A 21067-nucleotide genomic window follows, 5' to 3' on the forward strand; every position below is an offset into this window, starting at 1 on the left:
CTTCGTTGCCCACGGCGCTTACGGCTCATGCCCAGCCGTCGGAGACTCGAAACCGCTCTTCGACGGCTGCCCTCGGGCTTCCGCGCCGGGACCCCGTCCCGGCGCCGGCGGCACCGGGCGCACCCGTCATCCTACGGCCGTTCCCAGGATATTGCCCAGGAGGTAAGTCACAGCGGCCGCCGCGCCGCCCAGCGCCAGCTGTCGCAGTCCGCTGTACCACCAGCTGCGGGCGGTCACCTTGGCCACCACCGCCCCGCACAGGAAGAGCCCGACGAGCGCCACCACCACCGCCGGCCACAGCGCACCGGCGCCCAGCAGGTACGGCAGCACGGGCAGCAGGGCGCCCAGGGCGAAGGCGGCGAACGAGGAGGCCGCCGCGACCAGCGGGGACGGCAGCTCGCCCGGGTCGATGCCGAGCTCCTCGCGGGCGTGGATCTCCAGCGCCTGCTCCGGGTCCCGGGAGAGCTGCCGGGCGACCTCCCGGGCCAGTTCGGGCTCCACCCCGCGGGCGGTGTACAGCTCGGCCAGCTCCCGTTCCTCGTCCTCGGGGTGCTTGCGCAGTTCCCGGCGTTCCACGGCCAGCTCGGCCTCCACCAGCTCCCGCTGGGAGGCCACCGAGGTGTACTCCCCCGCCGCCATGGAGAACGCGCCCGCCGTGAGCCCGGCCAGTCCGGCGATCACGATCGTCCGTTGGGAGACGTCGCCGCCGGCGACGCCGGTCATCAGCGCGAGGTTGGAGACCAGGCCGTCCATCGCACCGAACACCGCCGGCCGCAGCCACCCGCCGTTGACGTCGCGGTGCGTGTGGTTGTCGCGGTGGGCCGCGTGGAGCGGCGCCTCCGTCTGGATGAGGGCCATGGTGGTGCCGACTCCGTTCCGTGGTGAGTTCCGGTGACAGCACCGAACTTACGCACGAAAAACGGCTCTGACCAGCAAGGAAGGCCATACTTACCCAGCGTGGAAGGGCTTGCTGGAAGCCCGGGCACCAGGCAGGAGGGGGGCGGACACCGGGTGTCCGCCCCCCTCTTCCGGATGGGTGTGCTCCGTCAGCCCTTGCCGCTCGGGGTCCCGGACCTTCCGGATCCGGCCGACCGCTCCCCGGGGCCCTCGGACCCGTCGGTCGACGCGGACTCCTCGTCCGCGTCCGCCCCGCCGGAGTCCTCGCCGGAACCGTCACCCGGCTCGACGACCTCCTCGCGTCCGGGCCGCTTCTTCAGCGAGACCACGAGGTAGACCACGGCGAGCACGAAGACGAACAGTGCGGTCCAGTTGTTGAGGCGCAGTCCCAGGATGTGGTGGGCCTCGTCGACCCGCAGGTACTCGATCCAGAACCGGCCCGCGCAGTACGCGGCGACGTAGAGGGCGAAGGCGCGGCCGTGTCCGAGCCGGAAGCGGCGGTCCGCCCAGATGACGAGCACCGCGACGCCCACGCACCACAGCGACTCGTACAGGAAGGTCGGGTGGTACGTGCCGGGCACCCGACCGTCCGCCGTGGAGGTGATCTCCACGGCCCAGGGCAGGTCGGTGGGACGTCCGTAGAGCTCCTGGTTGAACCAGTTGCCCCAGCGGCCGATCGCCTGGGCGAGGGCGATGCCGGGGGCGACGGCGTCCGCGTACGCGGGCAGCGGGATGCCCCGCTGACGACAGCCGATCCAGGCGCCGAGCGCACCGAAGGCGATCGCGCCCCAGATGCCGAGGCCGCCCTCCCAGATCTTGAACGCGTCGATCCAGTCCCGGCCCGCGCCGAAGTACAGCTCGTAGTCCGTGATCACGTGGTAGAGCCGGCCGCCCACCAGACCGAAGGGGACGGCCCAGACGGCGATGTCGGCGACGGTGCCGGACCGGCCGCCCCGGGCGATCCAGCGGCGGTTGCCGAGCCAGACCGCCACGAAGACGCCGATGATGATGCAGAACGCGTAGCCGCGCAGCGGAATGGGCCCGAGATACACCACACCGCGCGAGGGGCTGGGGATGAAGGCAAGTTCCATGGCGATGACGACGCTACCTTGCCGAACGCCCCGCCCGGCAGCCGACCCCGGACACGTCTGGGTAACGGGGCCCGCTCGGGCGGCCCGCCGTCCGAGCGGGGCGGTGGGGCGCACGCGCCCCACGTGCGCGCCCGGTCAGCCCCGGTCGGCGGCTGCGGCGTCGACCTGCTGCTTCAGCTTCGCCGGGGTGAGCGGGTTGGACTGGTCCCCGTAGACGTCCTTGCCGTTGAGCAGGACGGTCGGGGTGCCGCGCAGTTCGGCGTCCTGGAACGCCTGGTTGGACTTGGCCACCCAACTGTTGTGGGTCCCGTCGTCCACACAGGTGCGGAAGGCGTCGGTGGCGAGGCCCTGGACCTCGCCCGCGAGGTCGATCAGGGTGCCGTCGTCGGCGAAGGCGTCATCGGTCTCGGCGGGCTGCTTCTCGAAGAGCACGTCGTGGTAGGCGGGGAACTTCCCGGTCTCCTGGGCGCACGCGGCGGCGTTCGCGGCGTGCAGTGAACCGCTCCCGCCCATGTTGCCGTCGATCAGCGTCGCGAAGCGGTACTCCACCTTGAGCTTGCCGCTGTCGGTCAGCTCGTGGATGGTCGAGCGGTAGGTGTCCTCGAACATCTTGCAGCCGGGGCAGCGGAAGTCCTCCCAGACCGTGAGGGTCGACGGGGCGTTGTCCTTGCCGACCGGGATGACCAGCCCGTCCTTGCCGGTGGCGCCCTTCGGCACCACCACGGGGCCCGAGGTGTCGCCCCCGCCGCCCGAATTCGCGGCGATCACCCCGACCACGGCGGCCAGGCCGAGCACCCCGACGACGGCGCTGCTGACGATCAGGGTCCGGCGGCGGCGCTCCCGCGCCTTCTCACGCTCGCGTTCGACCGCCAGCCGCTCGCGGGCGGTGCGCTTTCCCTCACGGTTCTTGTCACTCACACCCGGCAAACGAGCTGGCGGCCCGGCCGTCCCCACCCGGCCTGAGGACCATCCCTTCGGGTGACGGGCCGCCCCTGCTCAGCCGTTCGAACAGCACGTCGGGGCGCACGCGCCGGCGTGCGCCCCGACGAGGAGCTGATCAGCCGCGGCGTACGCCGGCGGCCAGCTCACCGGCCAACTGCCGTACCGCGGCGAGTCCCTCGGCGGGACCGTCCGCGTCCAGCATCCGCTTGACGAAGGCCGATCCGACGATGACCCCGTCGGCGAAGCCGGCGACCTCCGCCGCCTGCTCCGCGTTGGACACGCCGAGCCCCACGCACACTGGCAGCTCGGTGCTGGCCCGGGTGCGCCGCACCAGGTCCTGGGCCTGCTCCCCCACCGACTCGCGGGTGCCCGTGACCCCCATCAGCGAGGCGGCGTAGACGAACCCGGAGCCGGCGGCGGTGATCTCGGCGAGCCGGGCGTCCCGGCTGCTGGGCGCCACCACGAACACGGTCGCCAGCCCGTGCTTCTCGGCGTGCTCCCGCCACAGCGCCGACTCCTGGACCGGGAGGTCGGGCAGGATGCACCCCGCGCCGCCGGCCGCGGCCAGCTCCGCGGTGAACCGCTCGACGCCGTAGCGGTCGATCGGGTTCCAGTAGGTCATCACCAGGACCGGCTTGCCGGTGGCCAGGAACGCCTCGCGGACCGTGCGCATCACGTCGGCGATGCGCACCCCGCCCCGCAGCGCGATGTCGTCGGCGGTCTGGATGACCGGGCCGTCGAGGACGGGGTCGCTGTGCGGCAACCCGACCTCGACCACGTCCGCGCCGCCCTCGAAGGCCGCCTTGACGGCTTCGATGCCGCCGTCCACGGTCGGGAAGCCGGCCGGGAGGTAGGCGATCAGGGCGGCACGGCCCTCGGCGCGACTCGCGGCGAGGGTCTCCTCCAACAGCCGTCGTTGGCCGCCGAGGCCGGCGGACGGCTCGGTGCTCGTGTCGGTCGTCGCGGTCACTTCGCGTCCCCCTGGATCTCGGCGGCGCCGCCGTCGCTGTCCGCCGCGACCGCGGCGTCGGTGTCGTACAGCCCGAAGTACCGGGCGGCGGTGTCCATGTCCTTGTCACCGCGACCGGAGAGGTTCACCAGGACGAGCCCGTCCGGACCCAGCTCCCGGCCCACCTCCAGGGCGCCCGCGAGGGCGTGCGCGCTCTCGATGGCCGGGATGATGCCCTCGGTGCGGGAGAGCAGCCGCAGCGCCTGCATCGCCGCGTCGTCGGTGACCGCGCGGTACTCGCCGCGCCCGCTGTCCTTGAGGTACGCGTGCTCGGGGCCGATGCCGGGGTAGTCGAGGCCGGCGGAGATGGAGTAGGGCTCGGTGATCTGGCCCTCGTCGTCCTGGAGGACGTAGGAGCGCGAACCGTGCAGGATGCCCGGCTCGCCCTGGGTCAGGGTCGCCGCGTGCTCCCCGGTCTCCACCCCGTGGCCGGCCGGCTCGCAGCCGATCAGCCGGACGGAGGAGTCCGGGACGAAGGCGTGGAAGAGGCCGATCGCGTTGGAACCGCCGCCCACGCAGGCCACCGCGGCGTCCGGCAGGCGACCGGCGCGCTCCAGGACCTGCCGGCGGGCCTCGACGCCGATGACCCGGTGGAAGTCGCGGACCATCCCCGGGAAGGGGTGCGGCCCGGCGACCGTGCCGAACAGGTAGTGCGTGCGGTCCACGTTGGCCACCCAGTCGCGGAACGCCTCGTTGATGGCGTCCTTGAGGGTGCGCGAACCGGACCGGACGGCGACGACCTCCGCGCCGAGCATCCGCATGCGCGCGACGTTCAGCGCCTGGCGCTGGGTGTCGATCTCGCCCATGTAGACGGTGCATTCGAGGCCGAACAGCGCGCAGGCGGTGGCGGTGGCCACGCCGTGCTGACCGGCTCCGGTCTCGGCGATGACCCGGGTCTTGCCCATCCGCCGGGTGAGCAGGGCCTGGCCCAGCACGTTGTTGATCTTGTGCGAGCCGGTGTGGTTGAGGTCCTCGCGCTTGAGGAACACCCGGGCGCCGCCGGCGTGTTCGGCGAACCGCGGCACCTCGGTCAGCGCGCTGGGGCGCCCCGTGTAGTGGACCAGCAGGTCCTCCAACTCGGCGGCGAAGGCGGGGTCCGACTTGGCCTTGTCGTACTCGACGGCGACCTCGTCGACGGCGGCCACCAGGGCCTCGGGAATGAACTTCCCGCCGTACGCCCCGAAGTAGCCCTCGGGGCTCGGGACGGAGCCGTCGGGGTCGGGAACGAAGAAATCACTGGGCATGTCTGGCTTCCTCACGGGGCGCACGCGCCCCGGAAACTCGGTCCGACGATGACTGCGCGGGACGGCCGCCGGGATCGGGTGCCCTTGAGGGACCGACGTCGACGCGTCGGTCAGCCCCGCCCGGCGCACGCCGGGCGGAGGGGTACCACGGTCCCCGGACCGTCCGGGGCACACCATCGCATGCCGTTCACCTGGCCGGGCTCGTCCCCGATGACGTACCGCACCCGCCGCCCCCTCACCCGCCGTGCGGGCGCACGACAGCCGCGCGGCTTGCAGCCGCGGGCGAGTCGGGAGGCGATGGGCACGGGTGTCGTCAGCTCCGCCCGTGCCGCAGCGCGGGGTGCGCGCCGGCGGCGACCAGGTCGGACACCGCGGTCCGCGGGTCCTTGCCGGTGACCAGGGACTCGCCCACGAGGACCGCGTCGGCGCCGGCGTTGGCGTACGCGATGAGGTCGTGCGGCCCCCGCACGCCGGACTCGGCGACCTTGACGATCCCGTCCGGGATCTCCGGGGCGACCCGGTCGAAGGTGCCGCGGTCCACCGCGAGGGTCTTGAGGTTGCGGGCGTTCACCCCGATGATCCGGGCGCCGGCGTCCACCGCGCGCTCCGCCTCGTCCTCGTCGTGGACCTCCACCAACGGGGTCAGCCCGATGGACTCGGCGCGTTCGATCAGCGACACCAGGGCCGGCTGGTCGAGGGCGGCGACGATCAGCAGGGCCAGGTCGGCGCCGTAGGCGCGGGCCTCCCACAGCTGGTACGAGGTGACGATGAAGTCCTTGCGCAGGACCGGGATGTCGACCCGGGCCCGTACGGCCTCCAGGTCGGCGAGCGAGCCGCCGAAGCGACGCTGCTCGGTGAGGACGGAGATGACGGCCGCGCCGCCCTCCTGGTAGTCGGAGGCGAGGCCGGCCGGATCGGCGATGGCGGCCAGCGCGCCCTTGGAGGGGCTGGACCGCTTCACCTCGCAGATCACCCGGACGCCCTCGCCGCGCAGCGCGGCGACCCCGTCACGGGCCGCGGGGGCCTTCGCCGCACGCTCCTTGAGCTCGTCGAGGCTGGTGCGGGCCTGCCGTTCGGCGAGGTCGGCACGGACTCCGTCGATGATCTCGTCGAGCACACTCACGCGAGCGGCCCCCTTCCCTGACGGTTGGCGGGTGGAGAGGTGGTGCTCCCGGGCCGCCGGGGGGCGGATCGGGTGGTCACTTGCGATGGTATCCGCAGGACGGCGGCCGGTTCGCATCGGTGCCGCGCAGTCCCACGGGATGGACGTTCTCCGGTGGTCAAGGTCTCAGCCGGTCACCGAAGGGCAGGTTCCGGACGACCGTGAACACGGCCACCACGGCGCCCAGCGTCCAGAGCACCGCGGTGGGCGGGACCGGGAGGGGCCGTCCCCGTGCCGCGCGCAGCGCCCACCCCGTCCACAGCACCGCGAAGGCGAGGAAGGCGAGGACGGCGAGGGCGTTGGCGCCCAGGGCGGTGCCCAGGTCCCCGTGGACGAAGGCGTGGGCGCTGCGCAATCCGCCGCAGCCCGGGCAGTACGCCCCGGTCACCCGGATCAACGGGCAGGGCGGGTAGTGGCCCGGCTCGTTGGGATCGACGGCCCCCACGTACCCGAACCCCGCGACGACCGCGCCCAGGACGCCGAGCGGCACGAGGAGGCGCCGCAGGGCCCCGGGTTCGGGCGGGGCGAGGGGGGCCGGTTCGGGATCGACGCTCACCCGTGCATTCTGCCCGGCGGGCACGGCCCGCGCGCGGCGGCGGGGCGGGCGGGGCGGACACGGCCCCCCAGAACGCGCGGGTTCCGCGCGCGCGGAAGGCGGGCCGCCGGCGTGCTCGCCGGGCCCGCCCGTCCTTCGGGACGGGTCGCGCGCGGCGTACCGGCGCGCCCCCGGCCGGCTCAGCCCTCGGGGTTCAGGATGTCCTTGGGGCGCTTCTGGCCCATGCCGGCCATGCTCATGGCGCCGCCGACGACCGGGGAGAGCCCGAGGATGGCCATGCCGACCCAGAAGCCGGTGGTGTTCGCCATGACCATGAAGGCGCCAGCGACGCAGAAGCCGACGAAGGCGATGATGACGCTGGTCCAGGCGGCGGGGGTGTGACCGTGGCTGCTGCTGCCCGACATGACTTGCTCCTCGTTGCTGAAAGGCGGCTGGGTGCGGCCGTATCCGTGGGGGGAGCCGGACGCTCGGTGGTCATTGTTCCGCACCGGGGGCCCGGAGGTGTGCGCGGGGTGCGTGGCGGCGCGCTGCCGTCCGGGTGGGACCCGGGAGGGCGTCAACCGTCCTGTCGAGTGGGGTCCTCACCGCGGTCCAGGGCCTTCCACAGGTCCTCGGGGCGGTCCGGGTCCACGGGGGCCGCGGCGCGGCGGCGCGGGGTGCCGTCCCGTTCGTAGCGCCCGGACATGGCCGGCCACAGCCGCCCGTAGCGCAGCGCCAGCAGCCCGGCGAGCAGGATCAGCAGCCCGCCGACCGCGGCCACGTAGGGCCAGCCGCTGTGGCTGAGGGCCTGCACGGTGGCGGAGGTGTCGCCGGAGACCTCGGCGGCCCGTTCGTCCAGGGCCCCGCTGTCGCTCGCGCCGAGGACGGCCGCGACGACGGTGCCCGCCCCGCAGAGGGTGAGCAGCGCGGCGACGGCGACCCGTCCGCTGCGGCGCACCGCGAAGACCGCCACCAGGGCGGCCAGCCCGACGACCGCGAGCGCCGCGGGGACCCCCGTCACCTCGCTGCCCTTGGCGGTCAGCGGGAAGTCGCCGCCGGGAACGGTGGCCGTGCCCGCGGTCCACCCCTGACGGCTGGCGAGCAGGGCCACCGCGGCCCCGGCCGCGCCCAGCAGCAGGGCCACGGCAAGGCTGCGGAGCCCGGCCCTCGCGGACGGTCCTTCGGTGCCCCCTCGGGGCTGTGGTACGGCTGTAGTCACCCCACCACTATCCCTTGCCCGGCCTCCGGCGCCGAGCCGGGGGTGCTGCTCCGGTCAGCCGGTGGCGAGACGGTTCGCGGTGTGCACGGCGCGCAGCACCGCCGCCGCCTTGTTGCGGCACTCCTGGTCCTCCAGCTCGGGGTCGGAGTCGGCGACGACCCCGGCTCCGGCCTGCACGTAGGCGGTGCCGTCGCGCAGCAGGGCGGTGCGGATGGCGATGGCCGTGTCGGAGTCCCCGGCGAAGTCCAGGTAGCCGACGCAGCCGCCGTACAGCCCGCGCCGGGACGGCTCCAGCTCGTCGATGATCTGCATGGCCCGCGGCTTGGGGGCGCCGGAGAGGGTGCCCGCGGGGAAGCAGGCGGTCAGCACGTCGAAGGCGGTGCGGTCGGCAGCGACCCGCCCGGTCACCGTGGAGACGATGTGCATGACGTGCGAGTAGCGCTCGATGGACATGAAGTCCACGACCTCGACGGAGCCGGGCTCGCAGACCCGTCCGAGGTCGTTGCGCCCGAGGTCGACGAGCATCAGGTGCTCGGCGCGCTCCTTGGGGTCGGCGAGGAGTTCGTCCGCGAGGGCCTGGTCCTCCTGGGGCGTGGCGCCGCGCGGCCGGGTGCCCGCGATGGGGTGCAGCAGGGCGTGCCCGTCCTCGACCTTCACCAGGGCCTCCGGGGAGGAGCCGACGACGTCGAAGTCCTCGAAGCGGATCAGGTACATGTACGGGGACGGGTTGGTGGCCCGCAGCACCCGGTACACGTCCAGGGCGCTGGCCTCGCAGGCGGTCTCGAAGCGTTGCGAGGGCACCACCTGGAACGCCTCGCCGGCCCGGATGCGCTCCTTGACGTCCTCCACGGCGGCCCGGAAGTCCGGGCCGCCCCAGCGGGCGGTGAACTCGGGCAGTTCGGAGGGCGGCAGCGCGGCCGGGGGCTGGGCGACCGGTCGGGAGAGGTCGGCCTCCATGGCGTCGAGCCGGGCGACCGCGTCCGCCCACGCCTCGTCCACCCCGGTGTCGAGGTCGTTGTGGTTGATGGCGTTGGCGATCAGTTGGACGGTGCCGTTCCAGTGGTCGAGGACGGCGAGGTCGGAGGTGAGCAGCATGGTCAGCTCGGGGAGCTTCAGGTCGTCCCGCTCCCCGGGGCCGATCCGCTCCAGCCGGCGCACGATGTCGTAGCCGAGGTAACCGACCATGCCCCCGGTGAAGGGCGGCATCCCGGCGGTGAGGTCACGGGGGGTGTGCAGCAGTTCCACGGTGGCGCGCAGCGCCGCGAGCGGGTCCCCGTCGACCGGGACCCCGACCGGCGGGGTGCCCAGCCAGTGGGCCTCGCCCCCGCGGGTGGTGAGGGTCGCGGCGCTGCGGACCCCGACGAAGGAGTAGCGGGACCAGGAGCGGCCGTTCTCGGCGGACTCCAGCAGGAAGGTGCCCGGCCGCTCGGCGGCGAGCTTGCGGTACAGGCCGACCGGGGTGTCGCCGTCCGCGAGGAGGGTGCGGCTGACGGGGACGACGCGGCGGTCGGCGGCGAGCTTGCGGAAGGTCTCCAGGTCCATGGCGGGTGACCCTACTGGCCCAGCGGCAGGGCGCCGGCATCGAAGCAGGTGCGGTCGCCGGTGTGGCAGGCGGCGCCGACCTGGTCGACCTTGACGAGGACGGTGTCCGCGTCGCAGTCGAGGGCGACGGACTTGACGTGCTGGACGTGTCCGGAGGTGTCGCCCTTGACCCAGTACTCCCGGCGGCTGCGGGACCAGTAGGTGCAGCGGCCGGTGGTGAGCGTGCGGTGCAGCGCCTCGTCGTCCATCCAGCCGAGCATGAGCACCTCACCGGTGTCGTACTGCTGGGCGATGGCGGGCAGGAGGCCGTCCGGGCTGCGCTTGAGGCGGTCGGCGATCTCGGGGGCGAGACCGCTGGGCTCACGGGGCGTGCTGGTCATGGCCCCATTGTGCGCCACCCGGGTGACCCCGCGGGGTGCCCGTCCGGTCGCTGGACGCGTTCGGGGGGGCGCACGGGTGCGTCGGGGCCCGCGGTGGGCGGTGTCCCGTGGCAGGGCCACCGACTCGGCCGTACTCTGGGCGGCATGTCGACCCATGCCACGCGTGAACGCCTCTTGCTCGCCGATCTGTTGGAGTCCGCGGGCCCCGACGCCCCCACCCTGTGCGAGGGCTGGCGCACCCGGGACCTGGCCGCGCACCTGGTGGTGCGCGAGCGCCGGGCGGACGCGGCGGGCGGAATCGTCTTCAAGCCCCTCGCGGACCGCTTGGAACGGGTGCAGGCGGAGTTCGCGGCGAAGCCGTACGAGGAGTTGTTGCAGCTCATCCGGTCGGGGCCGCCGAAGTTCTCGCCGTTCTCGCTGAAGCAGGTGGACGAGGCGTCGAACGTGGTGGAGTTCTACGTGCACGCCGAGGACGTGCGCCGGGCGCAGGAGGAGTGGGCGGCGCGCCCCCTCGATCCCGTCTTCGCGGACGTGCTGTGGCGCCGGTTGGAGCGTTCGGCCCGCCTGGTGGGCCGCAAGTACCCGGTGGGCGTGGTGCTGCGGCGCCCGGACGGTCAGACGGTGGTGGCCCACCGCGGCGCGCCCGTGGTGACGGTCACGGGCGAGCCGGGTGAGCTGTTGATGTTCGCGCTGGGGCGCCGGGACGCCGCCCGGGTGACCCTGGACGGCGACCCGGAGGCCGTCGAGCGGCTGAACGCGGCCAAGCAGCTCGGCATCTGAGGCGGGGCGCGGCCCCCGGCGGCTCAGCGCACCGGGTGGCCGGCCTCCCGCAGGGCCTGCTTGACCTCGCCGATGCGCAGGTCACCGAAGTGGAACACGGACGCGGCCAGTACCGCGTCGGCGCCCGCCCCGATCGCCGGCGGGAAGTCGGCGAGGCTTCCGGCGCCGCCGGAGGCGATGACCGGGACGGTGACGTGCCGCCGGACCGCGGCGATCATCTCTAGGTCGTAGCCGTCCTTGGTGCCGTCCGCGTCCATCGAGTTAAGCAGGATCTCCCCGGCGCCGAGCTCGGCGGCCCGGTGGGCCCACTCGACGGCGTCCAGGCCGGTGCCGCGGCGACCGCCGTGGGTGGTGACCTCGAAGGTGCCCTCCGGGGTGCGGCGGGCGTCGACGGAGAGCACCAGGACCTGGCGGCCGAACCGCTCGGCGATCTCCCGGATGAGCTCGGGACGGGCGATGGCGGCGGTGTTCACGCCCACCTTGTCGGCCCCGGCCCGCAGCAGCTTGTCGACGTCCTCGGCGGTGCGCACGCCTCCGCCGACGGTGAGCGGGATGAACACCTGTTCGGCGGTGCGGCGCACCACGTCGTAGGTGGTCTCCCGGTTGCCGGAGGAGGCCGTGATGTCGAGGAAGGTCAGCTCGTCGGCGCCCTCGGCGTCGTAGACCTTGGCCATCTCGACGGGGTCGCCCGCGTCCCGCAGGTTCTGGAAGTTGACGCCCTTGACGACCCGGCCGGCGTCCACGTCCAGACAGGGGATGACCCGGACCGCGAGGGTCATGCGGCACCTCCCCGGTACGCCTCGACCTCGACCTCCACCAGCAGCCTGGGGTCGACCAGGCCGGCGACGATCACCATGGACGCCGCGGGGCGCACGGCGTCGAAGAGCTCCTTGTGGGCCCGGCCGACCTCCTCCACGTCCCGTGCGTGGGTGACGTACATCCGGGTGCGCACCACGTGCTCCGCACCCAGGCCGAGCTGGTCGAGGGCGGCGAGGGCGACCCGGAAGGCGTTGACCGCCTGTTCGTGGGGGCCGCCCTCGGCGATCCGCCCGTCGACCACGGAGGTGCAGCCGGAGACCAGGACGAGCCCGCCGGGGAGTTCCACCGCGCGGGAGTAGCCGAACTTCTCCTCCCAGGGGGCGCCGGTCACCACCTTGCGCACGGAGTCGGTCATGCGGACGCCACCGCCTGGAGCGCCTCTTCCAGGGTGAACGCCTTGGCGTAGAGGGCCTTGCCGACGATCGAGCCCTCCACGCCCCGGGGCACGAGGGCGGCGATGGCCCGCAGGTCGTCGAGGGAGGAGACCCCACCGGAGGCGACGACCGGCCGGTCGGTGGCGGCGCAGACGTTCTCCAGCAGTTCCAGGTTGGGACCCTGGAGCGTGCCGTCCTTCGCGATGTCGGTGACCACGTAGCGGGCGCAGCCCTCGGCGTCGAGCCGGGCCAGCGTCTCGTACAGGTCGCCGCCGTCGCGGGTCCAGCCCCGGCCGCGCAGGGTGGTGCCGCGGACGTCCAGGCCGACGGCGATCTTGTCGCCGTGCTCGGCGATGACCTTGGCGACCCACTCGGGGGTCTCCAGGGCGGCGGTGCCGAGGTTGACCCGGGTGCACCCGGTGGCGAGCGCGGCGGCCAGGGAGGCGTCGTCGCGGATGCCGCCGGAGAGTTCGACCTTGATGTCCATGGCCCGGGTGACCTCGGCGATCAGCTCCCGGTTGTCGCCGGTGCCGAAGGCCGCGTCGAGGTCGACCAGGTGCAGCCACTCGCCGCCCGCCCGCTGCCAGGCGAGGGCCGCCTCCAGCGGGGAGCCGTAGGAGGTCTCCGTGCCGGACTCGCCGTGCACGAGGCGGACGGCCTGTCCGTCGCGGACGTCGACGGCGGGGAGGAGTTCAAGCGTGCTCACAGGGTTCCGATCCAGTTGGTGAGGAGCTGGGCTCCGGCGTCGCCGGACTTCTCGGGGTGGAACTGGGTGGCCCACAGGGCGCCGTTCTCGACCGCGGCGACGAACGGCTTGCCGTGGGTGGACCAGGTGACGAGCGGCGCGCTCATCGCCTCGTTGGTGATCTCCAGGGTCCAGTCGTGGACGGCGTAGGAGTGCACGAAGTAGTAGCGGGCGTCGGCCTCCAGGCCGGCGAAGAGCCGGGAGTCCCCGGGGGCGTCGACGGTGTTCCAACCCATGTGCGGAACCACGTCAGCCTCCAGCGGCGCGACGGTGCCGGGCCACTGGTCGAGGCCCTCGGTGCGCTCGCCGTGCTCGATGCCCTCGGCGAAGAGGATCTGCATGCCGACGCAGATGCCGAGGACGGGGCGTCCGCCGGAGAGCCGGCGGTCGACGATCCAGTCGCCGCGGGCCCGCCGGAGGCCGTTCATGCAGGCGGCGAAGGCGCCGACGCCGGGCACCAGCAGGCCCTCGGCGTTCATCGCGGTGTCGTAGTCGCGGGTGATCTCGACCTCGGCGCCCACGCGGGCGAGGGCGCGCTCCGCGGAGCGGATGTTGCCGAAGCCGTAGTCGAAGACCACGACCTTCTTGCGGCGGCCGGTGGTGGGGGTGCTCACGGTGGCCCTCAGTTCCAGTAGTCGAGCCGCAGGACGCCGGCCAGCAGGCACATGCCGGCGGCGATGGACAACAGGGTGACCACGTTCTTGGACGTGCCCTGCTTGGCGAACGAGATGATGCCGCCGACCAGGAAGAGCCCCACGAAGATGAGGACGGTGGAGAGGCCGTTCATGCCTACAGGGCGCCCTTCGTGGACGGGAGGATGCCCGCGGCGCGCGGGTCCCGCTCGCTGGCGTAGCGCAGGGCGCGGGCGAGCGCCTTGAACTGGCACTCCACGATGTGGTGGGCGTTGCGGCCGTAGGGCACGTGGACGTGCAGCGCGATCTGCGCCTGGGCGACGAACGACTCCAGGATGTGCCGGGTCATGGTGGTGTCGTAGGTGCCGATCATGGGCGCCATGTTCTCGGGCTCGCTGTGCACCAGGTAGGGGCGGCCGGAGAGGTCCACGGTGACCCGGGCGAGGGACTCGTCCAGCGGGACGGTGCAGTTGCCGAAGCGGTAGATGCCGACCTTGTCGCCGAGCGCCTGCTTGAAGGCGGCGCCGAGGGCGAGGGCGGTGTCCTCGATGGTGTGGTGGGTGTCGATGTGGAGGTCGCCCTCGGTCCGGACGGTCAGGTCGAACAGACCGTGGCGGCCGAGCTGGTCGAGCATGTGGTCGTAGAAGCCGACCCCGGTCGACACGTCGACCTTGCCGCTGCCGTCGAGGTCGATCTCGACGAGGACGGAGGTCTCCTTGGTGGTGCGTTCCACCCTGCCGGTGCGTGCCTGGCCGGTCATGCGCTGAGCTCCTTCTTCACTTCACGGACCGCGTCGAGGAACGCGTCGTTCTCTTCGGGGGTGCCCGCGGTGACCCGCAGGTAGCCGGGTACGCCGTTGTCGCGGACCAGGACGCCCCTCTCCAGGATGCGCTGCCACACGGCGTGCGTGCCGTCGGGGTCCTCGAAGCGGCCGAACTGCACGAAGTTGGCGTCGGAGACGGTGACCTCGTACTCCAACGCCCGCAGCTCGGTGACCAGGCGGTCGCGTTCGGACTTGAGCTGGTCGACGTAGCCGAGCAGGGTGTCCGTGTGCTCCAGCGCGGCCAGTGCGGTGGCCTGGGTGACGGCGGACAGGTGGTAGGGCAGCCGGACCAGTTGGACGGCGTCCACCACGGCCGGGTCGGCGGCGAAGTAGCCCAGGCGCAGCCCGGCGGCGCCGAACGCCTTGGACATGGTCCGGGAGACGACCAGGTTCGGACGGCCCGCCAGCAGCGGCAGCAGCGAGTCGCCGTGGCTGAACTCGACGTACGCCTCGTCCACGATCACCAGCGAGGGCCGGGCGGCCTGGGCGGCCTCGTAGACGGCACGGACGGTCTCGGCGGGGACGGCGTTACCGGTGGGGTTGTTGGGGGTGGTGATGAACACCACGTGCGGACGGTGCTCGGTCACGGCACGGACCGCGGCCTGGGTGTCGAGGGTGAAGTCGGGCTCGCGGGGGCCGTCGATCCAGTCGGTGCCGGTGCCGCGGGCGATCAGCGGGTGCATCGAGTACGAGGGCTCGAAGCCGATCGCGGTGCGGCCGGGGCCGCCGAAGGTCTGGAGGAGCTGCTGGATGACCTCGTTGGAGCCGTTGGCCGCCCAGACCTGTTCCCCGGTGACGGGGTGGCCGCCGGTGCGGGTGAGGTACTTGGCGAGTTCGGTGCGCAGCTCGACGGCGTTGCGGTCGGGGTAGCGGTTGAGGTGGCGGGCGGCCTCGCGGACCCGCTCGGTGATCCGCTCGACCAGGGCCTCGGGCAGCGGGTAGGGGTTCTCGTTGGTGTTCAGCCGGACGGGGACGTCGAGCTGGGGCGCGCCGTAGGGGGACTGGCCGCGCAGTTCGTCCCGTACGGGCAGGTCGTCGATGCTGGTCACTTGCTCTGGGGAACCTTCCATCCGAACCGTGCCTTGACCGCCGCGCCGTGCGCGGGCAGGTCCTCCGCCTCCGCGAGGGTCACCACGTGGTGCGCCACGTCGGCGAGCGCCTCCCGGGTGTAGTCCACGATGTGGATGCCGCGCAGGAAGGACTGCACGGAGAGCCCGGAGGAGTGGCAGGCGCAGCCGCCGGTGGGCAGCACGTGGTTGGAGCCGGCGCAGTAGTCGCCGAGGGAGACCGGGGCCCAGGGGCCGACGAAGATCGCGCCGGCGTTCTTGACCCGGTCGGCGACCGCGGCGGCGTCGGCGGTCTGGATCTCCAGGTGCTCGGCACCGTAGGCGTCGACCACCCGCAGGCCCTCCTCCACGCCGTCGACCAGGACGATCGCGGACTGCCGGCCGGTCAACGCGGGCCGCACCCGGTCCTCGACGTGCTTGGTCGCGGCGACCTGCGGCTCCAGTTCCTTGACGACGGCGTCGGCGAGGGTGACGGAGTCGGTGACGAGCACCGCGGCGGCCAGCGGGTCGTGCTCGGCCTGGCTGATCAGGTCGGCGGCGATGTGCGCCGGGTCGGCGGTGTCGTCGGCGAGGACCGCGATCTCGGTGGGGCCGGCCTCGGTGTCGATGCCGATGCGGCCGGTGAAGTAGCGCTTGGCGGCGGCCACCCAGATGTTGCCGGGGCCGGTGACCATGGCGGCGGGCGGGCAGGACTCGGTGCCGTAGGCGAACATGGCGACGGCACCGGCGCCGCCGGCGGCGTACACCTCGTCCACGCCGAGCAGGGCGCAGGCGGCGAGGACGGTGGGGTGCGGCAGCCCGTCGAAGTCCCGCTGCGGGGGCGAGGCCAGGGCGATGGAGCCGACTCCGGCCTCCTGCGCGGGGACGACGTTCATCACCACGGAGGACGGGTACACCGACCGGCCGCCGGGGGCGTACAGCCCGACCCGCTCGACCGGCACCCACTTCTCGGTGACCGTGCCCCCGGGGACGACCTGGGTGGTGTGGCTGGTGCGGCGCTGTGCGCGGTGGACCAGCCGGGCGCGGCGGATGGACTCCTCCAGGGCGGCGCGCACCGCGGGGTCGAGGGCGGCGAGGGCGGCGGAGAGCGCCTCGGCGGGGACTCTGACCCGGTCCAGGGCGACTCCGTCGAACCGCTTGGCGAAGTCGATCAGCGCTGCGTCGCCGCGATGGTGCACGTCCTCGCAGAGGGGGCGCACCTTCTCCAGGGCGGCCTCGACGTCGAAGTCGGCACGGGGCAGCAGGTCGCGCAGGGCGCCGCCCTCGGGGAGGGCGTCGCCGCGCAGATCGATTCGGGAGATCACGGGGCCAATTCTCGCAGACGGCGCGGGCTCGCCGGGCGGCCGTATCAGTCACTGATACGGCCGCCCGGGGACGTCGGGGAGCGCCCCGGAGCGCGCGGGGGCGACGCGGCAGGGCCCGCACTCCTGATCAACCTCACCGTACGTGTTCACATCGTCACTCAATGGGTATGAACGACTGTACGAGCCGCCGAGGCTGGTGAGCCGCGCGGGGTCGAGGTGATCACCCACCCGGAACGGGCCGCACGGACGGCACGAGCACCGCGCACCGACGGCAGTCGACGGACGGTCCCGGGAGCGTTGCGCTCCCCGTCGCCGGGCCCGCGGGTTCCCGACGGCTCCGTCGCCCTCCGCTCCCCCGGCCGACCGCGGGCGGGGCCGACCGGCCGGCGGCGAACGGCGCGCACGGTGAGGCGAGGAGGCGTGGTCGTGGGCAACGGCACGGAGCACGGAATAGGCGGCGGCGGTAGCGCCGGCAGCGAGGGGACGGCAGTGAGCGGCAACGGCGAACCGCCGGACGGGCTGACCCCCGCCGAGGTCGGCATGTGGCAGGCGTTCCGCAACGGGAGCCGCTACGACCTGCGCACGGGCGACCCGTTCGTGGACGACCCGCACGGCGGACGGCCCTGGGGGCCGGAGCGCACGGTGCGGGCGCGGGTGGTGTGCTGGCTGCTGCTGGACGGGCCGCCGGCGCTGCCCGGCCGGGTGGCCTCCCTGAAGCTGACGGGCCTGCTCATCACGGGCACCGTCGACCTCGCGGGCGGTGACGTCACCCCGTACGTGGAGATCAACCGCTGCCGCTTCGAACGGGAGGTGCTGCTGCCCGAGGCCGGGTTCACCACGCTGCGGCTCGTCGACTGCGCGGTCCCCCGGCTGGAGGCGGCGCGGGTCCACACCGAGGGCGACCTCCACCTGCCGCGCTGCCGGTTCCAACACGGCGTCCGGATGACCGACGCCCAGATCGGCACGGACCTGCTGCTCAGCCAGGCGGTGGTGTTCGGCGACCGGCGCGGCCGGGCCCTGGTGGCGGACGGCATGAGCGTCGGCCAGGACCTCCAGGCGGAGCTGCTGGAGGCGTACGGGGAGGTGAGCCTGCGCGGCGCGAAGGTGGGCGTCTCGTTGAGCCTGCGCGGCTGCCACCTGACCAACCCGTACGGGGACCGGGCGCTGAACGCCCCGCAGCTCACCGTCGAACGGACCCTGTACCTGACGCCGGCGAGCATCGGGGACCCGCTCACCCGGGGCACCACGCCCGCGCACGGCACCCGGGTGCAGCGCTTCGAGTGCCGGGGCAGCGTCCGTCTGGACGACGGACGGTTCGGCGACGCCGTCGACCTGGCGGGGGCGCGGTTCGCGCTCACCGACGAGCAGGAGCTGTCCCTGCGCCGCGTCCACACCCCGGAGCTGCGGTTCCTCGGGGAGCGGCCGGAGCGGGGCCGGGTGGTGCTGTCGGGGGCCCGGGTGGTCAACCTGGTCGACCGGGCCACGAGTTGGCCGGGGCTGGGGCGCCTCCAGATGGACGGTTTCCGGTACGAGCGCCTGGTGCCGACCGGTGGGTTCCCGTTGGCCCGCCGGCTGGAGTGGGTCGCGGCGGCCACCCCCGAGTACCACCCGGAGCCCTACGAGCGGCTCGCCACGGTGCTGCGGGACGGCGGCGAGGACGAGGACGCCCGCGAGGTGCTGCTGGCCAAGCAGCGCCGGCGCCGGGAGACCCTGCCCCTGACCGGCCGGGCGTGGGGGTACGCGCAGGACTGGACGGTGGCCTACGGGTACCGGCCCGGGCGGGCGGCCTGGTGGATGGCGGTGCTGTGGGGGGCGTGCGGGCTCGCGTTCTCCCGGGCCGCACCGGCCCCGCTCAAGCCCGGGGAGAACCCGGAGTGGAACGCCGGGCTGTTCGCCCTGGACCTGCTGGTCCCGGTGATGGACCTGGGGCAGGACGGCCACTGGCGACTGTCCGGGGGGTGGCAGTGGTTCGCGACCGGCGTGATCGTCGCGGGCTGGATACTCGCGACGGCCGTGGCCGCGGGCGCCACCCGGTTGCTGCGGCGCGGGTGAACGAGCCGCCCCCGCCCGGGAGCTTTGCCGGGACTTGACCCGGCGGCGGGCAACCCCGGACGGGGTTACCGAACCGTCACCGGCTTCCCCTGGTGCGGGTCCGACCTGCGGTTTTCAATGGTTCGGACCATGGTTCTGCTGCGTGCCCTCATCCGTACCGCCCGGATGGCCCGACACACCTCCTCGCTGGCCGCGGGACTGCCCGCCGACGACGAGGTGCTCCTGGACGCCCCCGACGCCCGGCTGGGTCCGGCGCTGGTGGCCGCCGGCCGCGGCGAGTACCGCCCCGCGGCCCGACTGCTCGCCGCCACCCGCGAGGACGCCGCCTGGGAGGACCGCGACCGCTACGTCATGCGGCTCGCCGCCTTCGCCGGGGCCCGGCCCGAGTGGCTGGCCAGGTGGCGGACCGACGCCCCGCGCGACCCGGACCTGCTGTTGCTGGTCGCCGAGCGGGCCGTGGCCGACGCCTGGTCCTCGCCGGCCCGGGCGGAGCGGCTGCACGAGGTCACCGACCTGGTCACGGCCGCCGCCCGGCCCGCTCCGGGCGACCCGGTGCCCTGGCGGGTCGCGCTCGACCACGCCCGCGGCACTCCCGTGCCCCGCGTCCCCTTCGAGGAGCTGTGGGCCGAGGCGGTGCGGCGCTCCCCGCACCACTACGGCTGCCACGTGGCCGCGCTGCGTTTCCTGGCCACGGCCGGCGGCGGTGCGGGGCACGGACAGTGCTTCGACTTCGCCGAGCGCGCCGCGCAGGACGCGCTGCCCGACTCGCTGGTGCAGGCGCTGCCGGTGCGCGCCGTCTTCGGCCACCTCTCCTCGCCGGCCGGCCCCGAGCCCGTCCCCCGGGCCCGCCTGGACGCCGCAGCGGACCGGGGGGTCGCCCTCTCCGCGCGGTACGCGCCCGCCGACCCCTGGCCGGCGGAGGTGCGCAACCTCCTGGTCTGCGTGCTGGTGCGGCTGGAGCGCTGGACGGACGCCTTGGAGCAGGTGCGCCGGATCGGCCCGTACGCCACCTCCTTCCCCTGGGACCGGCTCTCCGACGATCCGCTCGGCCAGTTCCTGGAGGTGCGCGACGGCGTGCGGATCGAGGTGGCCGCCTCGACACCGCTGCGGACCCGTCCGCGCCGCGCCGCGGCCGACGACCACTAGGCTTGGACGTCGTGACCACCGTCCGGCTGCCGCTGTTCCCGCTCAACTCGGTGCTGTTCCCGGGGCTCGTCGTGCCCCTGAACGTCTTCGAGGAGCGCTATCGCGCCCTGATGCGCGACCTGCTGAAGACCCCCGACGACGAGCCCCGACGGTTCGTGATCGTCGCGATCCGGGACGGCCACGAGGTCGCGCCCAGCGAACCGGGGCTCCCCGACCCGACGGCCGCCGCGGAGCGCGGTCCGGCCGCGGGCTTCGGCACCGAGCCGCTGACGGCGTTCCACGGCACGGGCTGCATCGCCGACGCGGCCACCGTGCGCGAACGCACCGACGGCGGCTTCGAGGTCCTCGCCACCGGCACTACCCGGGTGCGGCTGCGCTCCGTGGACGCCTCCGGGCCGTATCTGACGGCCGAGGTGGAGGAGTTGGCCGAGGAGCCGGGCGACGAGGCGGGGGCCCTCGCCGAAGGCGTGCTGCGGGCCTTCCGGACGTACCAGAAGCGGCTCGCCGGGGCGCGCGAACTGTCGCTGTCGACGGGCGGCGACCTCCCGGACGAGCCCTCGGTGGTGTCGTACCTGGTGGCCGCGGCGATGATGCTCGACATCCCGACCAAGCAACGGCTGCTCCAGGCCCCCGACACCGCCTCCCGGCTCCGGGACGAGTTGCGGCTGCTGCGCACCGAGAGCGCGATCCTGCGCGCCCTGCCCTCCGTCCCGGCGACGGACCTCACCCGCGCGCCCACCCACCTGAACTGATCCGCCGCACGATCCCGGGAGACCGGGGAGACGAGGACCGCACAGCCGATGGCGAAGAAGCAGAAGCAGCAGCCGGGCGGCACCCCCGCGACGGTGGCCCTGACCGCGGCGGGCACCGCGTTCACCGTCCACGCCTACGCCCACGACCCGGGGCACCCCTCGTACGGCGAGGAGGCCGCCCAGGCGATGGGGGTCTCCCCCGAGCGGGTGTTCAAGACCCTGGTCGCGGAGGTGGACGGGGAGCTCACGGTGGCGGTGGTCCCGGTGGCCGGGTCGCTCGACCTCAAGGCGCTGGCGAACGCGGTCGGCGGCAAGCGGGCGGCGATGGCCGACCCGGCGGCGGCGGAGCGCGTCACCGGCTACGTCCGGGGCGGCATCTCCCCGCTCGGGCAGCGCAAGCGGCTGCGCACGGTGCTGGACGCCTCGGCCGGAGAGCACCCCACGATCTGCGTGTCCGCCGGCCGGCGGGGCCTGGAGGTCGAACTCGCCCCGGCCGACCTCCAGGCGCTCACCGGCGCCGCCCTGGCCCCCATCGGCCGCCTCTGAACGGGA

Annotated in this window: 25 protein-coding genes; 5 read left to right on the plus strand and 20 right to left on the minus strand. The window is 73.8% G+C overall.

Features of this window, described 5'->3' with window-relative positions:
* Positions 1–126 precede the first annotated feature (126 nt).
* The 12 genes from ACSMX9_RS05075 to hisI form a co-directional block, all read right to left on the minus strand.
* Positions 127–858, minus strand: a complete 732-nt coding sequence (locus ACSMX9_RS05075; RefSeq protein WP_351246890.1) for a VIT1/CCC1 transporter family protein — start codon at positions 856–858, stop codon at positions 127–129.
* A 188-nt stretch (positions 859–1046) separates the two neighbouring features.
* A complete protein-coding gene (lgt, locus tag ACSMX9_RS05080; protein ID WP_445400293.1) occupies positions 1047–1988 on the minus strand; it encodes a prolipoprotein diacylglyceryl transferase in 942 nt (313 codons plus the stop codon).
* Positions 1989–2123: 135 nt separating this feature from the next.
* Positions 2124–2906: a DsbA family protein gene (locus ACSMX9_RS05085; protein ID WP_445400295.1), complete on the minus strand. Its 783-nt coding sequence runs from the start codon at positions 2904–2906 to the stop codon at positions 2124–2126.
* A gap of 139 nt (positions 2907–3045) precedes the next feature.
* The gene (gene trpA, locus ACSMX9_RS05090; protein WP_366117225.1) at positions 3046–3900 is read right to left on the minus strand and encodes a tryptophan synthase subunit alpha; all 855 of its coding nucleotides are present in this window, start codon (positions 3898–3900) and stop codon (positions 3046–3048) included.
* The gene (trpB, locus tag ACSMX9_RS05095) at positions 3897–5183 is read right to left on the minus strand and encodes a tryptophan synthase subunit beta (RefSeq protein ID WP_366117224.1); all 1287 of its coding nucleotides are present in this window, start codon (positions 5181–5183) and stop codon (positions 3897–3899) included. Before trpB ends, trpA begins: the two co-directional genes overlap by 4 nt.
* Positions 5184–5293: 110 nt before the next feature.
* Complete coding sequence (gene trpM, locus ACSMX9_RS05100; RefSeq protein ID WP_445400297.1) at positions 5294–5488, minus strand: tryptophan biosynthesis modulator TrpM; 195 nt, start codon at positions 5486–5488, stop codon at positions 5294–5296.
* Positions 5489–5496: 8 nt separating this feature from the next.
* Positions 5497–6306, minus strand: coding sequence for an indole-3-glycerol phosphate synthase TrpC (trpC, locus tag ACSMX9_RS05105; RefSeq protein WP_351246900.1), 810 nt, complete (start codon positions 6304–6306; stop codon positions 5497–5499).
* Between the two features lie 157 nt (positions 6307–6463).
* Positions 6464–6901, minus strand: coding sequence for a DUF2752 domain-containing protein (locus ACSMX9_RS05110; RefSeq protein WP_445400299.1), 438 nt, complete (start codon positions 6899–6901; stop codon positions 6464–6466).
* Positions 6902–7080: 179 nt separating this feature from the next.
* Positions 7081–7305: an HGxxPAAW family protein gene (locus ACSMX9_RS05115; protein WP_445400301.1), complete on the minus strand. Its 225-nt coding sequence runs from the start codon at positions 7303–7305 to the stop codon at positions 7081–7083.
* A gap of 152 nt (positions 7306–7457) precedes the next feature.
* Positions 7458–8099 (minus strand): TIGR02234 family membrane protein, encoded by a 642-nt coding sequence (locus ACSMX9_RS05120; RefSeq protein ID WP_445400303.1) that lies wholly within the window; start codon positions 8097–8099, stop codon positions 7458–7460.
* A 54-nt stretch (positions 8100–8153) separates the two neighbouring features.
* Positions 8154–9641 (minus strand): anthranilate synthase component I, encoded by a 1488-nt coding sequence (locus ACSMX9_RS05125; RefSeq protein WP_445400305.1) that lies wholly within the window; start codon positions 9639–9641, stop codon positions 8154–8156.
* 11 nt (positions 9642–9652) lie between these two features.
* Positions 9653–10021, minus strand: coding sequence for a phosphoribosyl-AMP cyclohydrolase (hisI, locus tag ACSMX9_RS05130; RefSeq protein ID WP_351246910.1), 369 nt, complete (start codon positions 10019–10021; stop codon positions 9653–9655).
* 144 nt (positions 10022–10165) lie between these two features.
* On the opposite strand from hisI, the gene ACSMX9_RS05135 reads away from it, so the two are divergent.
* Positions 10166–10801, plus strand: a complete 636-nt coding sequence (locus ACSMX9_RS05135; RefSeq protein WP_351246912.1) for a TIGR03085 family metal-binding protein — start codon at positions 10166–10168, stop codon at positions 10799–10801.
* A 23-nt stretch (positions 10802–10824) separates the two neighbouring features.
* Here ACSMX9_RS05135 and hisF read toward each other — a convergent pair whose 3' ends face one another.
* Genes hisF through hisD form a run of 8 tightly spaced genes read right to left on the minus strand, consistent with a single transcriptional unit; the run spans position 10825 to position 16565 of the window.
* Positions 10825–11580 carry an imidazole glycerol phosphate synthase subunit HisF gene (gene hisF, locus ACSMX9_RS05140; protein WP_445400307.1) on the minus strand — a complete coding sequence of 252 codons (756 nt, stop codon included), beginning with the start codon at positions 11578–11580 and terminating at the stop codon, positions 10825–10827.
* Positions 11577–11975, minus strand: a complete 399-nt coding sequence (locus ACSMX9_RS05145) for a RidA family protein (RefSeq protein ID WP_351246915.1) — start codon at positions 11973–11975, stop codon at positions 11577–11579. Before ACSMX9_RS05145 ends, hisF begins: the two co-directional genes overlap by 4 nt.
* Positions 11972–12700: a bifunctional 1-(5-phosphoribosyl)-5-((5-phosphoribosylamino)methylideneamino)imidazole-4-carboxamide isomerase/phosphoribosylanthranilate isomerase PriA gene (gene priA / locus ACSMX9_RS05150; RefSeq protein WP_351246917.1), complete on the minus strand. Its 729-nt coding sequence runs from the start codon at positions 12698–12700 to the stop codon at positions 11972–11974. The genes ACSMX9_RS05145 and priA overlap by 4 nt, the downstream gene beginning before the upstream one ends.
* Entirely contained in the window at positions 12697–13353 is a 657-nt protein-coding gene (hisH, locus tag ACSMX9_RS05155; protein WP_445400309.1) for an imidazole glycerol phosphate synthase subunit HisH, read from the minus strand. The genes priA and hisH overlap by 4 nt, the downstream gene beginning before the upstream one ends.
* Before the next feature lie 8 nt (positions 13354–13361).
* Entirely contained in the window at positions 13362–13526 is a 165-nt protein-coding gene (locus ACSMX9_RS05160; protein ID WP_445400311.1) for a hypothetical protein, read from the minus strand.
* Between the two features lie 2 nt (positions 13527–13528).
* Entirely contained in the window at positions 13529–14131 is a 603-nt protein-coding gene (gene hisB / locus ACSMX9_RS05165) for an imidazoleglycerol-phosphate dehydratase HisB (protein WP_351246923.1), read from the minus strand.
* Positions 14128–15243, minus strand: a complete 1116-nt coding sequence (locus tag ACSMX9_RS05170; protein ID WP_445400313.1) for a histidinol-phosphate transaminase — start codon at positions 15241–15243, stop codon at positions 14128–14130. The genes hisB and ACSMX9_RS05170 overlap by 4 nt, the downstream gene beginning before the upstream one ends.
* The gene (hisD, locus tag ACSMX9_RS05175) at positions 15240–16565 is read right to left on the minus strand and encodes a histidinol dehydrogenase (protein WP_445400315.1); all 1326 of its coding nucleotides are present in this window, start codon (positions 16563–16565) and stop codon (positions 15240–15242) included. Before hisD ends, ACSMX9_RS05170 begins: the two co-directional genes overlap by 4 nt.
* Before the next feature lie 540 nt (positions 16566–17105).
* Between hisD and ACSMX9_RS05180 the strand changes: the two genes are divergently transcribed.
* The 4 genes from ACSMX9_RS05180 to ybaK all read left to right on the plus strand — a co-directional run bounded on the left by ACSMX9_RS05180 (position 17106) and on the right by ybaK (position 21061).
* On the plus strand, positions 17106–18617 hold the full coding sequence (locus ACSMX9_RS05180; RefSeq protein ID WP_366117231.1) for an oxidoreductase: 1512 nt from the start codon (positions 17106–17108) through the stop codon (positions 18615–18617).
* Positions 18618–18734: 117 nt separating this feature from the next.
* A complete protein-coding gene (locus ACSMX9_RS05185) occupies positions 18735–19763 on the plus strand; it encodes a hypothetical protein (RefSeq protein ID WP_445400317.1) in 1029 nt (342 codons plus the stop codon).
* An 11-nt stretch (positions 19764–19774) separates the two neighbouring features.
* The gene (locus tag ACSMX9_RS05190) at positions 19775–20515 is read left to right on the plus strand and encodes an LON peptidase substrate-binding domain-containing protein (RefSeq protein ID WP_445400319.1); all 741 of its coding nucleotides are present in this window, start codon (positions 19775–19777) and stop codon (positions 20513–20515) included.
* Positions 20516–20563: 48 nt separating this feature from the next.
* On the plus strand, positions 20564–21061 hold the full coding sequence (ybaK, locus tag ACSMX9_RS05195; RefSeq protein ID WP_445400321.1) for a Cys-tRNA(Pro) deacylase: 498 nt from the start codon (positions 20564–20566) through the stop codon (positions 21059–21061).
* Positions 21062–21067 lie beyond the last annotated feature (6 nt).

The organism is Streptomyces sp. LE64, assembly GCF_052606915.1.

Coding starts and splice junctions, on each gene's coding strand:
- ACSMX9_RS05160 (WP_445400311.1), bottom strand. CDS start 13,526: ATGAACGGCCTCTCCACCGTCCTCATCTTCGTGGGGCTCTTCCTGGTC.
- lgt (WP_445400293.1), bottom strand. CDS start 1,988: ATGGAACTTGCCTTCATCCCCAGCCCCTCGCGCGGTGTGGTGTATCTC.
- ACSMX9_RS05185 (WP_445400317.1), top strand. CDS start 18,735: ATGGTTCGGACCATGGTTCTGCTGCGTGCCCTCATCCGTACCGCCCGG.
- ACSMX9_RS05075 (WP_351246890.1), bottom strand. CDS start 858: ATGGCCCTCATCCAGACGGAGGCGCCGCTCCACGCGGCCCACCGCGAC.
- hisI (WP_351246910.1), bottom strand. CDS start 10,021: ATGACCAGCACGCCCCGTGAGCCCAGCGGTCTCGCCCCCGAGATCGCC.
- ybaK (WP_445400321.1), top strand. CDS start 20,564: ATGGCGAAGAAGCAGAAGCAGCAGCCGGGCGGCACCCCCGCGACGGTG.
- ACSMX9_RS05180 (WP_366117231.1), top strand. CDS start 17,106: ATGTGGCAGGCGTTCCGCAACGGGAGCCGCTACGACCTGCGCACGGGC.
- ACSMX9_RS05145 (WP_351246915.1), bottom strand. CDS start 11,975: ATGACCGACTCCGTGCGCAAGGTGGTGACCGGCGCCCCCTGGGAGGAG.
- hisF (WP_445400307.1), bottom strand. CDS start 11,580: ATGACCCTCGCGGTCCGGGTCATCCCCTGTCTGGACGTGGACGCCGGC.
- ACSMX9_RS05115 (WP_445400301.1), bottom strand. CDS start 7,305: ATGTCGGGCAGCAGCAGCCACGGTCACACCCCCGCCGCCTGGACCAGC.
- hisB (WP_351246923.1), bottom strand. CDS start 14,131: ATGACCGGCCAGGCACGCACCGGCAGGGTGGAACGCACCACCAAGGAG.
- ACSMX9_RS05135 (WP_351246912.1), top strand. CDS start 10,166: ATGTCGACCCATGCCACGCGTGAACGCCTCTTGCTCGCCGATCTGTTG.
- ACSMX9_RS05125 (WP_445400305.1), bottom strand. CDS start 9,641: ATGGACCTGGAGACCTTCCGCAAGCTCGCCGCCGACCGCCGCGTCGTC.
- trpB (WP_366117224.1), bottom strand. CDS start 5,183: ATGCCCAGTGATTTCTTCGTTCCCGACCCCGACGGCTCCGTCCCGAGC.